General features: G+C 72.7%; 10 protein-coding genes. 4 read left to right on the top strand and 6 right to left on the bottom strand.

What is annotated here, in order from left to right; genetic code table 11:
- The first annotated feature begins 14 nt into the window (after window positions 1-14).
- A complete protein-coding gene (locus tag ACZCAH_RS01795) occupies window positions 15-1559 on the top strand; it encodes a UDP-N-acetylglucosamine 1-carboxyvinyltransferase (RefSeq protein WP_464339439.1) in 1545 nt (514 codons plus the stop codon).
- A gap of 50 nt (window positions 1560-1609) precedes the next feature.
- On the opposite strand, the gene ACZCAH_RS01790 is transcribed toward ACZCAH_RS01795, so the two are convergent.
- Window positions 1610-2275, bottom strand: a complete 666-nt coding sequence (locus ACZCAH_RS01790; protein WP_464339438.1) for a hypothetical protein — start codon at window positions 2273-2275, stop codon at window positions 1610-1612.
- A gap of 113 nt (window positions 2276-2388) precedes the next feature.
- Here ACZCAH_RS01790 and ACZCAH_RS01785 point away from each other — a divergent pair, with 113 nt between their 5' ends.
- Complete coding sequence (locus tag ACZCAH_RS01785) at window positions 2389-4041, top strand: ATP-binding domain-containing protein (protein WP_464339437.1); 1653 nt, start codon at window positions 2389-2391, stop codon at window positions 4039-4041.
- A 4-nt stretch (window positions 4042-4045) separates the two neighbouring features.
- Here ACZCAH_RS01785 and ACZCAH_RS01780 read toward each other — a convergent pair whose 3' ends face one another.
- The 4 genes from ACZCAH_RS01780 to ACZCAH_RS01765 are packed head-to-tail and all read right to left on the bottom strand — an operon-like array spanning window position 4046 to window position 8184.
- Entirely contained in the window at window positions 4046-5221 is a 1176-nt protein-coding gene (locus ACZCAH_RS01780; protein WP_464339436.1) for an AI-2E family transporter, read from the bottom strand.
- 28 nt (window positions 5222-5249) lie between these two features.
- Window positions 5250-6152 carry an endo alpha-1,4 polygalactosaminidase gene (locus tag ACZCAH_RS01775; RefSeq protein ID WP_464339435.1) on the bottom strand — a complete coding sequence of 301 codons (903 nt, stop codon included), beginning with the start codon at window positions 6150-6152 and terminating at the stop codon, window positions 5250-5252.
- A gap of 32 nt (window positions 6153-6184) precedes the next feature.
- Window positions 6185-7192 (bottom strand): Gfo/Idh/MocA family protein, encoded by a 1008-nt coding sequence (locus ACZCAH_RS01770; RefSeq protein WP_464339434.1) that lies wholly within the window; start codon window positions 7190-7192, stop codon window positions 6185-6187.
- 32 nt (window positions 7193-7224) lie between these two features.
- The gene (locus ACZCAH_RS01765; RefSeq protein ID WP_464339433.1) at window positions 7225-8184 is read right to left on the bottom strand and encodes a Gfo/Idh/MocA family protein; all 960 of its coding nucleotides are present in this window, start codon (window positions 8182-8184) and stop codon (window positions 7225-7227) included.
- 175 nt (window positions 8185-8359) lie between these two features.
- Here ACZCAH_RS01765 and ACZCAH_RS01760 point away from each other — a divergent pair, with 175 nt between their 5' ends.
- A complete protein-coding gene (locus ACZCAH_RS01760; RefSeq protein ID WP_464339432.1) occupies window positions 8360-9673 on the top strand; it encodes an ROK family transcriptional regulator in 1314 nt (437 codons plus the stop codon).
- Window positions 9674-9728: 55 nt separating this feature from the next.
- Here ACZCAH_RS01760 and ACZCAH_RS01755 read toward each other — a convergent pair whose 3' ends face one another.
- The gene (locus tag ACZCAH_RS01755; protein WP_464339431.1) at window positions 9729-10730 is read right to left on the bottom strand and encodes a LacI family DNA-binding transcriptional regulator; all 1002 of its coding nucleotides are present in this window, start codon (window positions 10728-10730) and stop codon (window positions 9729-9731) included.
- 113 nt (window positions 10731-10843) lie between these two features.
- Between ACZCAH_RS01755 and ACZCAH_RS01750 the strand changes: the two genes are divergently transcribed.
- Window positions 10844-12751, top strand: coding sequence for a glycoside hydrolase family 127 protein (locus tag ACZCAH_RS01750; RefSeq protein ID WP_464339430.1), 1908 nt, complete (start codon window positions 10844-10846; stop codon window positions 12749-12751).
- The last annotated feature ends 7 nt before the right edge of the window (window positions 12752-12758 follow it).

Genomic DNA, 12758 nt, shown 5'->3' with positions numbered 1-12758 from the left:
ATACGGTCGCGCTCATGACGATCACCGAGGACACCACCTACCTGGAGCGGATCGGCGGCATCATCCGCGACGCCCGCCTGCGCACGGGCCTCACCCAGGCCCAGCTCGCCGAGCAGCTCAGCACCAGCCAGAGCGCGATCAACCGCATCGAGAAGGGCCAGCAGAACCTCACCCTGGAGACCCTCTCGAAGCTGGGCCGGGCGCTGCGCTCCGAGTTCGTCAGCCTCGGCACCTCGGGCCCCAGCCACCTGCGTGTCCACGGCGGGACCACCCTCTCCGGCGCGATCGACGTCAAGACCTCGAAGAACGCGGGAGTCGCCCTGCTGTGCGCCTCGCTGCTGAACGTCGGCACCACCACCCTGCGCCGGGTCGCCCGCATCGAGGAGGTGAACCGCCTGCTCGAGGTGCTCACCTCGATCGGCGTGCGCACCCGCTGGCTGAACGACGACGGCGACCTCGAACTGCAGGTCCCGGAGCGCCTCGACCTCTCCGCGATCGACGCCGACGCCGCTCGTCGCACCCGCAGCATCATCATGTTCCTCGGCCCCCTGATGCATCGCGCAGAGTCCTTCCAGCTGCCCTACGCGGGAGGCTGCGACCTCGGCACCCGCACCGTCGAGCCACACATGACCGCGCTGCGCCCCTTCGGCCTCGAGGTCGTCGCGACCGACGGCCACTACCAGGCGACCGCGTCGGCCGACGCCCCCGGACCCTCCCGTCCGATCGTGCTCACCGAGCGCGGGGACACCGTCACCGAGAACGCGCTGCTGGCCGCCGCGCGCTCCGAGGGCGAGACCGTGATCCGCAATGCGAGCCCCAACTACATGGTCCAGGACCTGTGCTTCTTCCTGGTCCGCCTGGGGGTGGAGATCGAGGGCATCGGCACCACCACGCTGCGCGTCCGCGGCCGCTCGCGGATCTCCCGGAACGTGGACTACGCCCCGAGTGAGGACCCGATCGAGGCGATGAGCCTGATCACCGCCGCGATCGTCACGAAGTCCTCGATCACGGTGCGCCGCGTGCCGATCGAGTTCCTCGAGATCGAGCTGGCGATCCTCGAGGAGATGGGCTTCCGCTACGACCGCGACGAGGAGTACCTCGCCCGCAACGGCGAGACCCGCCTGGTCGACATCACCACCCATCCCTCGCAGCTGCGGGCCCCGATCGACAAGATCCACCCCATGCCCTTCCCCGGGCTGAACATCGACAACCTGCCCTTCTTCGCGGTCATCGCCGCGACCGCCGAGGGGCAGACCCTGCTCCACGACTGGGTGTACGAGAACCGCGCCATCTACCTCACCGAGCTCACCAAGCTGGGCGGGACCGTGAAGCTGATGGACCCGCACCGCGTGCTCATCGAGGGCCCCACCCGATGGAGCGGGACCGAGCTGGTGTGCCCGCCCGCCCTGCGCCCCGCCGTGGTGATACTCCTGGCGATGCTCGCCGCGAAGGGCACCTCGGTGCTGCGCAACGTGTACGTCATCAACCGCGGCTACGAGGATCTCGCCGAGCGCCTCAACGCCCTCGGCGCCCGCATCGAGGTGTTCCGGGACATCTGAGGGACGGGACGCCCGAGGGACGGGGATCGCGGCCTCAGCCGCGACCCCGCTCAGGTGCCCAGCGCCGCGAGGTGCTGCTCGAGCCAGTCATGGGCGGTGGCCGCGTCGACGCTGAACGGGTCCAGGGCCGCCTCGAGCTGGGCCCTGGTGAGCGGATAGCGGGAGCACTCCCCCGGGTCCTGCTCGGTGGGTTCGAGCGGCCAGCGCTGCGCCCACAGCTCCGCGAACAGCTCGGCATGGGGCCGCAGCGCCGCGTAGGCGCGCAGCATCTCGCCCGCGACGGCATCGAGGCAGCTCTCGACGTCGCTCGGGTCCAGGCCCCAGGGCACGGTGTCCGGGGCGGAGTCGTCGTGGTCGGTGGCCTGCTCGAGCAGCTGCGCCATGGTCTGCAGTCCGTGCTCGCCCATCCACGCCGTCACTTCGGACTCGACCAGCCCGTGCGGGCCGCCGACGAGCTCGGGCGGCTCGGGCCCGTCGGGATCCCCGTCGACGACCTGCTGGAAGAGGGCGGAGAAGCTCGCGAGCGCCGCGAGCCGGATCCGCGCGTCCGCGGCGGCCACGCCCCGGGCGGGGAGTTCCTCGGGCACCGCGCCGACCACCGCGAGGGTGCGCCAGGCGTGGACGAGCCACCGCGCGTCCCCGCCGTGGACCCAGAAGCGGGCGTACTCATGCGCCAGGGTCTCGAGGGCGGAGGACGGCGAGGCGTCGGTGCTCATGTCCCCTGTCTACCGTGCGGGTCCGACGGATGAGCGATGCCCCGCCGCGGGGCACACGCAGCGGTTAGCCTGAGCTGGGCGTCCACCCCACCCCGCCGACCCCAGGGAGCGCCATGCCGATCCTGCTGCCCGAGAATCCCGAGTTCGCCTCCGCCGCCGAGCGCGCCGTGTGGAGGGAGCTTGTCGATCAGCTCCCGCCGAGCGCCGCGATCCTCGCCGGGCAGCGCATCACGGACGGCGGCGTCGAGGTCGAGGCCGATCTGGTGGTGCTGTGGCCGGGCGTGGGCCTCGCCGTGATCGAGGTCAAGGGCGGAACGGTCTCGGTCGTCGACGGCGAGTGGCGCCAGGCGGACCGCAATGGCAGCCATCTTCTGCCCCGCGCCCCGCTGGACCAGGCCCAGCGGGCGAAGCACGCGATCCTGCACTATCTCCAGGGCGCCACCTCGCGGCCCGTCGGCCGAGCGGTGCACCTGGCCGTGCTGCCCTACACGGAGTTGCCGACGGGGTGGAGGGTCCCGGAGGCGCCGCGGGCCCTGATCATCGACGGCACCGATCTGCCACGGATCGCCGAGCGGATCGTCGCCGCGCTGAACACGGAGGCCCGTCAGGGCCCCGGTCCTCTCGACGAGCTCCAGCGCGACGTGCTCGTGAAGCGGCTGCGCACCACCCAGCACGCGATCCGCAACCAGCAGCTGCTGGCGGACGCCCTCGAGGACGAGTCCAACGAGCTCACCCGCGAGCAGGAGCGTGCGATCTCGCTGCTCCGCTTCCAGCACCGCGCCCAGATCGTCGGCGGAGCAGGCTCGGGCAAGACCCACCTCGCGATGATCAAAGCCCGGACCCTCGCCCGGGAGGGCTTCCGCACCGCCCTGCTGTGCTATTCGCGGGGCCTCGCCCGGCACTTCGAGCTGCAGGCCTCGACCTGGCCCGCCGCGGAGCGACCGGCCTATGTGGGGCTCTTCCACGACCTGCCGGTGCGCTGGGGTGCCGAGGACTTCGAGGCCTTCGACGGGCCCCCGACCGTGTACTACGAGGAACATCTCCCGGCCCGCCTCGCCGAGGTCGCCGGCGCGCAGCCCGAGGACGAGCTGTTCGACGCGATCGTCGTCGACGAGGCGCAGGACTTCTCCGACACCTGGTGGGACGGTCTGCTGCCCTGCCTACGGGATCCCGAGACGGGCGTGCTCTTCGTCTTCACCGACGAGCACCAGACGGTCTTCGACCGCGAGGGCCGCGCGCCGATCACCCTGAACCCCTTCCCGCTCGACGAGAACCTCCGCAACACCCGGGCGATCGCGCGGTCCTTCGCCCCGCTCACCGCCCTCGAGCAGCGCCCCCGCCTCGACGAGGGCCTGCCGGTGCGCTTCATCCCCTCGACCGCCGAGGAGGCGGTCTCGGCGGCCGACGACCTCGTCGAGGAACTCCTCGACGAGGGCTGGGCGCCCGGGGACATCGCCCTGATCACCACGCTGCATCGCCATCCCGAGCAGGTCGCGCGGATCGAGGCGGGCGGCTACGACGTCTACTGGGACGAGTTCTTCGCGGGCGATGACGTCTTCTACGGCCACGTGCTGAACATCAAGGGCCTCGAGCGGCGGGTCGTGATCCTCGCCGTCAACGGCTTCCGCACCGACGAGCGGGCCGCGCAGCTGCTCTACGTGGGGCTCTCCCGCGCCCGCTCGCTGCTGGTGGTCGTCGCCGATCCCGGGGACATCTGGGACGCGGGCGGGCCGGAGGTCTGGGAACAGCTCGGCGGAACCTCCTGAGCGGTCACTTCCCTACCGCGGGTGCCCCAGTCGCCGCGGACGGCGGGTCCCCGGCGGCCGACCCGCCCCCTGCGCGCGCAGCGCCCTCGATGCGCTCCTGCGGCGACTCGAGCGCGGCGCGCGGGGAGTCGGCGACGAAGGCGTTCAGCCAGCGCGCCTCGTCGTCGGCGTCCACCAGGAGCTCCTTGACGAGCAGGGTCATCGGCACCGAGAGCAGCGCACCGGCCGCCCCGAGGACCCAGGACCAGAAGAGCACCGAGAGGAAGGAGATGCTCGGGGCGAGCCCCACGGCGCGGCCGGTGACGCGCGGCTGCACGAGTCCCTGGAGCACCATTGCCACCACGACGCACACGGCGACCACGGCGACCGCCGTCCACGGCCCCTGGTCGAGCAGCGCCATCAGCGTGGGCGGCACCATGGCGATCACGAAGCCGATGTTGGGGATGTAGTTGCAGACGAACAGCAGCACCGCCCAGACGGCCGGGAGCGGCACCCCCAGCGCCCACAGCGCGAGCCCGTCGATCACGGCGACCACCGCACCGAAGACGGTCGTCACCAGCCAGTAGGTGCGCACCGAGAGCGCGAAGTCGGCCAGGGCGTGGGCGATCCGCGGCTGCAGCCGCTCGATGACCGCCATGCGCTCGGGCAGGCCCGTCGCGTCGAGGCCGAAGAAGATGATCGTCGCGACCGCGGCGGCGACGAGGCCACCCACCGCGCTGACCGAGCTCAGCGCCTGGTTCAGCAGGCCGAACAGGCTCGCGAAGCTGAACTGCGAGAGCCAGGCGCTGATCTGTTCCTGGCTCACCCCGACCTCGGCGAGGGCCTCGAGGCTGCGCTGCAGCAGCTCGTTGAACGAGGCGGAGTACTCGGGCAGCTCGAGGACCAGGGTGCGGATCGACCAGCCGATCGCGAGGAAGAACACTCCGAGGGCGAGCAGCACCGCGACCATGGCGGCGAGGGACCCCAGGAGCCGCGGCGCTCCCGCCCGCTGGATCAGATCGCTCAGCGGCTGCGCCGCGATCATCAGGTTCAGGGCGAGGAAAACCGGGACCACCAGTCCGGCGAGCTCCCGCATCCCCGCGAGCACCAGCCAGATCGCGGCGAGGGAGAGCAGCAGCACGAGACCGCGCGGGAACCCGCGAGAGAGAACGGGGTCGCGCGCGGGGACGGGAGAGCTCATGCGGGCATCGTAGGGCGAGCGGTCCCGCTCAGCACTGCTCGCGGAGATGACCGGGCTCCCCGGCGGGCACCAGGTCCCGGTCGCGCAGCACCGTCAGCGGAGCGCGGTCGGCGTCGGCGCAGACCGCGGCGAAGGTGAGCCCCTGCGCGGCGAGGGAGTCCGGGTACTCGATCTGCACGAATGCGTCCCCGTACACCTCCCGGTAGGCGGCGCACTCGTCGTAGGCGCCGCACTCCTCGACCACCGCCAGGTCGAAGCCCAACTCCGTGCGCGCGGCAGGGGCGAGCTCCGCCGCGTTCTTCTGCGCGACCTCGAGGCCGGCGGCGTGGGCCCGGTCCACGTAGTCCCCCGCGAGGGCGAGCACCCCGGCGGGATCGAGCTGGTCGAAGCGCTCGGCCACGTCGAGGTTGTCGAGCTCGACGGCGTCGAAGCCGGCTTCTGCGCAGGCGTCGATCTCGGGGCCGATCAGGGCGAGGATCCCCTCGCGCCGACCGGCCGTCGACGGATCGAGCACGAGCTCGTCGGGCCAGTCGGGATCGACGACCGCCGCGCCGTCCGCAGCGTGCAGCAGCAGCTCGGGATGGGCCGTCCAGACCTCGGCCTCGTCGGGCTGGGTCTGGAAGCCGTTCACGTAGCAGATCGAGTAGGCGCCCGGCAGCGGCCCGTCGACCGGATCGCGCACCACGACGGCGAACTCCCCGTCGGAGACCCCGCCGAGCTGGTAGTCGAAGGCTCCGCTGCGGGGGAGCCCGCTCGACGCGGGCCGATCGACACCCGTCCCGGCTCCGCTCGTGCCCCCGTCGTCCCCGCTCCCGCACCCCGTGAGCAGCGCGACCGCGAGCAGGAGCACACACGCCGACGCCCCCGTCGACGCAGGGCGTCGCGGGGGCGTCGGGACGATGCGCGGGGCGGGCTCCGCTGCGAGGCTCATGCCCCGAGGGTAGGCCCGCCCCGCGGGTTCCCTCACACGCTGAGGACGTCCGCCGCCTTGCCGGTGCGGGCGGACTCGTAGGCGGCCAGGATGATGCCCAGCACGGCGATGCCCTCCTCCTCGGTATTCAGCGGACGGCGACCGGTTTCGAGGCAGGTCACGAAGTCGTCGATCTCGGCGGCGAAGGTGTCGACCGGCTCATGCGCGTAGACCTGCTCGTCCTCGCCGCGCAGCTTGACGCGGAGGGTCGAGCCGTCGGAGCTGAGCGAGCCCTTGTTGCCGACCACGGAGAAGCGGTCGGTGCCGGGGGCGGCGTCGTAGGCCCAGGAGGTGACGAGCTGGCCGACCGAGCCGTTGTCGAAGCGGACCAGCACCTGGGCCGAGTCCTCGCCCTCCATGAAGTCCAGGCGGTGGGTGGACATCATCGCGAACACCTGCGAGGGGCGGCCTCCGGAGAGATGCATCAGCAGGTAGGTGGGGTGGTAACCGGTGTCGATGTACTCGCCGCCGCCGGAGGTCTTCGAGTGTCCGCGCCAGCCCATCGACTCGGGGTCGAAGTCGTTGTAGAACGAGTCGGTGGTGCGCACCTCGTAGACGTCGCCGAGGGCACCGGAGTCGATGACCTCCTTCGCCTTTGCGACGGCGGGCATGAACAGCTGGTTGTGGGCGCACATGAGGGTGACGCCCGCCTTCTGCACGGCCTCGCGGACGGCGGCGGCCTCCTCCGGGGTGAGGCACAGCGGCTTCTCGCAGAGGATGTGCTTGCCGGCCTCGGCGGCGGCGACGATCGCATCCTTGTGCAGGTGGTGCGGGAGGCAGATGTCGACGGCGTCGACGTTCGGGTCCTGCACCAGCTCGCGGAAGTCGGCGTAGCCGGTCGCACCGGTCTCGGAGACGCGCTTCTCGACGGTCTCGGGGACCGCGTCGGCGATCGCGGTGACCTTCACCCGGTCGGGGATGGTGGCGTAGCCCTTGAGGTGGGCGCCTGCGATGCCGCCGCCGCCGATGAGGCCGATGCGGACGGGGAGCTGGACGGTCATGGGGGATCCTCCTGGATCGGGGTGGGTCGGGGTCAGCGGTCGGCCGCGTCGTTGGCGGCGACCGTGAGGGCGGTGAGCGCGCGGGCGCGGCGCTGGTTCTCGGCGGTGGGGTTGCCGGTGCGGATGGCCGTCACCCACTGGGCGAAGGGCGGATCGATGTCCGCCGGGACCTCCACGTCCCGCCAGCCCTCGGCGGTGCCGAGGCGCATGCGCCCCTCGTCGAAGCCGTACAGCAGCGAGCCATCGGTGCCGTGGACCTCGATGGTGAAGGGGCTGGATGGGGTGACGAAGCCGGTCTCGATGACGCCGATGGCGCCGTCGGGGGTGGTGACGGTGACGGCGGCGTTGTCCTCGACGCCGCGACCGGTCATGTCGGTGTAGGCGGCGCGGACGCTCGCGACCTCCTCGCCCAGGATCAGCTGGGTGAGGTAGACCGGGTGGGCGGCGAGATCGGAGAAGGCGCCGCCGATGGCCTCGGCCGGGTCGTAGAAGCGGGCGGGCAGCCAGTCGGCGGTGGAGCCGTTGTGGGCCAGGCGCACCCGCGAGTAGGTGATGCGGCCGAGGGTCCCGGCCTCGAGCACCTCGCGCAGGGCGACGGTGTACCCGTGGGAGAGGCGCGGCAGCGAGACGGTCAGCTGCACGCCGTTCTCGGTCGCGGCGGCGAGCAGGCGATCGCAGCCCTCGACGGTGGGCGAGAGCAGCTTCTCGGTGAAGACGTGCTTGCCGGCGGCGAGGGTGCGGCCGAGCACGTCGTCGTGGTCGGTGGTCGCGGTGGTGCAGGTGACGCCGTCGAGGTCCTCGCGGGCCAGGAGGGCCTCGAGGTCGCTGGTGAACTCGACGCCGAGGGTGTCGGCGAGGGCCTGCCCGCGCTCGGCGTCGTCGTCCCACACCGCGACGAGCTCGGTGTCGGGGTGGTCGAGCGCGGCGCGGCCGTACTCCTCGGCGTGGACGTGCCACGCGCTGAGCACGGCGATGCGCAGGGGCTGGGTCATGATGGGGGACTCCCGGAACTCGGAATCTAGGGTCGGACCAGGCATGATGCACCGGTCCTCGGGCTGTGACGTAGACTACTCACACTGTTGGACTAAATGCAACGGACGCTCCCTCCGCGCTCTCCGGGAGTGTGGGAGCATCGCGGCATCCACCGGGCTGAGCAGGAGGTTCCACATGGCGCAGGGCGCATCGATGTCGGACCTCGGCGCGCGCAACGAGCTGGTCGTGCTCGAGGCGATCCGCGGCGCCCGGGAAGGCAGCTCGCAGTCCGAGGTGATGCGGCGCTCGGGACTCTCCCGTCAGGCCGTCTCCCTCATCACCCGGCGCCTGCTCGAGCGCGGCCTGATCGAGACGGCGGGCACCCGCGGCATGGGTCGCGGCAAGCCCCGCACCGTGCTGCGCGTGGTCCCGAGCGCCCTGCTCGCCGCGGGGGTGCACCTGGACCCGGCCGGAATCTCCGTCGTGATCGTGGACCTGGAGGCGCAGGTGGTCGCCGAGCGCACCCTGCCCCCGCCCGGGAACGATCCGCTCGACGACATCCGCCGCATCGCCGCCGGTCTCGAGTCGCTGCTGGAGGATCTGCGCCGTCACGGCTGGAGCACGGCCGACGGGAGGGACGCCGCCGAGGCCCTGCTGGGCATCGGCGTCGCCTCGCCGGGCGCGCTCGACGCCGTCGCCGGCGTGGTCCTGAACCCGCCCTGGCTGCCGGGCTGGCGGAACGTGCCCCTCGTGGCCGAGCTCTCGGCGGCGTCGGGTCGGCCCGTGGTGCTGGACAAGGACACCACCGCTGCGCTCACCGCGGAGCTGTGGGCGGGCGGTCGGCGTGCCGAGGAGGCGGCGACCGCCGACGGAGCGGCCGGCGAGGGCACCACGCTGTACGTCTACGTCGGCGCGGGCATCGGATCCGCCGTCGCCGCGCGCGGGCGGGTGCACGCCGGATCGACCACCCAAGCCGGCGAGATCGGCCACCTCCCCACAGGTCTGCCCGGGGAACTGTGCCAGTGCGGTCGCCTGGCCTGCCTCTCCACCTTCACGGACGTCGCCGGGATGCTGTCCCGAGCGGGCGACGCCGGGCCGGCCGAACAGAACGACCGCACCGGCTCCCCCGGCCCCGGAACGCCCTCCGATCCCGTCGACCCCTCGTCGATCTCCGCGCGCCTCGCGGCCCTCGCCCACCGCGCGACCGGCTCCGCGGGTGCCGCGCCGGACGCCCTCGCCCGGGAACAGATCGAGGCGCACGGGACGGCGCTCGGCGAGGCCCTGCGCTCCCTGATCTGGGTGCACGACCCGAGCCAGGTGCTGATCGGCGGCCCCTACTGGCGCATCCTCGAGCCGCTCGCCATGCCGCGGGTGCGGGAACGGGCGCTGCCGGACGAGGGCGTGCCGGAGCGGGTCGCGCTGCGCTCCTCGACCTTCGGCGACGACGCCGCCGCGATCGGTGCCGCGACCCTCTACCTCGAGCACGAGCTCTCCCCCGCTGCGCGCTGAGCGTCCGGCTCCCGGCCGGGCACCCGCCCTCCGCAGGCCCCGCACTCCGGAACGCTCAGATGGTCGAGCCCCGCACCTGCAGGCGCGGGGTGACGACGACGCGCGGCTCGAGGACCTCGCGCCCCTCGATGAGGTCGAGCAGCATCTGCCCGGCGCGTCGACCGATCTCGCCCAGGCAGAGGTCGACGGTGGTCAGCTGGGGTCGCGCGGCGAGCGCGATCACGTCCCAGTCGTCGATCCCGGTGACCGCGACCTCGCCGGGGACAGCGCGGCCGAGCTCCCGGAGGCGGTCCACGGCGCCGCGCGCGATCTGATCGGAGCCGGCGCAGACCGCGTCGATCTCGGTGCCGGAGGCGAGGGCGAGGTCGATCGCGCGCCTGCCCCACTCCTCGCTCCACTCACCGTGCTGCACGGGCCCGGCGAGCTGCTCCCCCGCCGCCTGCTCGACCGCCCGCGCCCGCAGTTGGGCAGAGCGGTGGCGGGCGGGGCCGGTGAGGTGCAGGATCCGCGTCCGACCCAGGGCGAGGAGGTGGCGCACGGCCAGTGCGGCAGCCTCCTCCTCGTCGCTGAGCACGACGTGACCTGCGGGGTCCGTGGACGGGGAGAAGGCGTGGACGACGGGCACGTCCACGTCGAGCGGCTCGCGGGGGTCGGTGCTGCGCCCGGTGACCAGCAGCCCGTCGATATGGCGCGCCCGAAGCGACCGCAGCAGGTGCTGCTCCCGGGCAGGATCGTCGCGGGTGTCGGCCAGGATCACGGCCATCTGGCCGACAGCGAGGGCATCCTCCGCCCCGCGCAGGATCGGCAGCAGGAAGCGGCCGAAGCTGTCGGTGGTCACGAAGCCGACGGTGTAGGTGCGGCCGGAGACGAGGCCGCGGGCGCGCGCATCGGCGACGAAGCCGAGCCGACGGGCGGTCTCCTGCACGTGGCGCCGGGTCTCCTCGCGCAGGCTGCCGGTGCCGTTGAGGGCCTTCGAGACGGTCCCCACGGAAACTCCTGCGGCGCGGGCGACGTCGGCGATCCGCACGGCCGGGGAGGTGGGGCGCGTCGATGACATGGGAGGACTCTACGCGAGACCCTTGCGACGGCGCGTCCCGCGGAGAATACTGACCATCATTAGGCAAACGTTTTCTTGCTACGACGCCGACCATCCGTCTCGAAGGAGAGCCCATGACCCCGCAGGACACCGCCGTCGCCCTCGCCCCGCCCGTCGCCCCCGTCGCACCGACCGCCCTGCGGCCCCTCGCCCCGGGTGCCGGTCGCATCACGGGCGGCTTCTGGGCGCTGCGCCAGGAGCGCAACCGGCGGGACGCGCTCCGTGCGGGTCACCGTCAGCTCGAGGAGTCCGGCACGCTCGACAACTTCCGGATCGCGGCGGGCACGGCGACCGGCGAGGCGCGCGGCATGATCTTCCAGGACTCGGACGCGTACAAGTGGCTCGAGGCCGTCGGATACGAGCTCGGCCGCGGCGAGGACGCCGAGCTGCGCGGGCTGCTCGAGGAGGTGACGGCGATCGTCGCCGCCGCGCAGCAGGAGGACGGCTATCTGAACGCCGTGCACCAGCTACGGCACTCCCCCGAGGAGCGCTACACGAACCTCGCCTGGAACCACGAGCTATACTGCTACGGGCATCTGTTCCAGGCCGCCGTCGCGGTGTCCCGCTCCGCGGGCGAGGACTCCCTGCTCGAGGTCTCGCTGCGGATCCTCGACCATCTCGGCGAGGTCTTCGCCCCGGGAGCGCACCAGGGCGTGCCCGGACACCCGGAGATCGAGATGGCCCTCGTGGAGCTGTTCCGGCTCACCGGCCGCCGCGACGCGCTCGATCTCGCCCGGCACCTGACCGACGCCCGCGGCCGCAACGCGAACGCGATCTCGAACCCGGGCTACTTCTCGGACCGGGTGCCGGTGCGGGACGCGGAGACGGTCGAAGGGCATGCGGTGCGCGCCCTCTACCTCGCCGCCGGCGCCACGGACCTCGCGATCGAGGACGGCGACGCCGACCTGCTCGAGCACCTGCGGTCCCTGTTCACCACGGCTCTGCACACCAAGGCGTACGTGACCGGCGGGATGGGCTCGCGCTGGGACTGGGAGGCCTTCGGCGATCCCTTCGAGCTGTCCACCGACCGCGGCTACGCGGAGACCTGCGCGGGGATCGCCGCCGTGCAGTGGGCCTGGCGCCTGCTGCTGGCGACCGGCGACCCCGTCTACGCCGACGCGATCGAGCGTTTCCTGTTCAATGCCGTGCTGCCGGGCGTGTCGCTCGCCGGCACCGAGTTCTTCTACGTCAACTCCCTGCAGCTGCGCGACGGGGCGATCGCCGACGAGGGCCGGTCCATCGTCCACGGCCGCCGCGGCTGGTTCGACTGCGCCTGCTGCCCGCCGAACGTGATGCGCACGCTCTCGTCCCTCGACCAGTACCTGGCCACCGCGGACGAGACCGGGCTGCAGCTGCACCAGTACGCGAGCGGCACCTGGGCCGGCGGCGGTCTCGAGATCGCGGTCGAGACCGAGTACCCGCATCGCGGGCGCGTGCGGATCCGGGTGCTCGCGGCGCCGGAGGAGCCGCGCACCCTCTCCCTGCGGGTGCCCGCGTGGGCGGAAGGCGCCACGGTCACCACGGCCGACGGCGAGCGCGAGGCCCGGCCGGGGACGCTCCCGGTGCAGCGGGTCTTCGTCCCGGGCGAGGAGGTCGTGCTGGACATGCCGATGACCGCACGCTTCGTGCGCGCCCCGCACCGTGCGGACGCCTCCCGCGGAGCGGTGGCCCTCGAGCGCGGGCCCCTGGTCTACGCCCTCGAGCAGGCCGATCAGCAGGGCACCGAGCGGGTCGACGACGCGCTCGTGGATCCCGCCGCACCGGTCACCGAGCAGGTGCTCGAGGACCTCGACGGGGTGATCGCCCTCGATCTCCCGGGAGCGGCCGCGGCCGCGCCTGAGGACGGCGTCTCCTATCTGCCCTGGGATGCCCCGTCGGCCGCTCCGACTCAGCACGCCTGGCGCGCGATCCCCTACTACGCGTGGGCGAACCGGGAGATCGGGCCGATGCGGGTGTGGCTGCCGGTCGCGCCGCGGGGGTGAGTGAGGG

This window comes from Brachybacterium sp. B718/18, assembly GCF_055454375.1.
The sequence above is the reverse complement of the archived record's forward strand: the minus strand, read 5'-3'. Positions and strand labels throughout refer to the sequence as shown.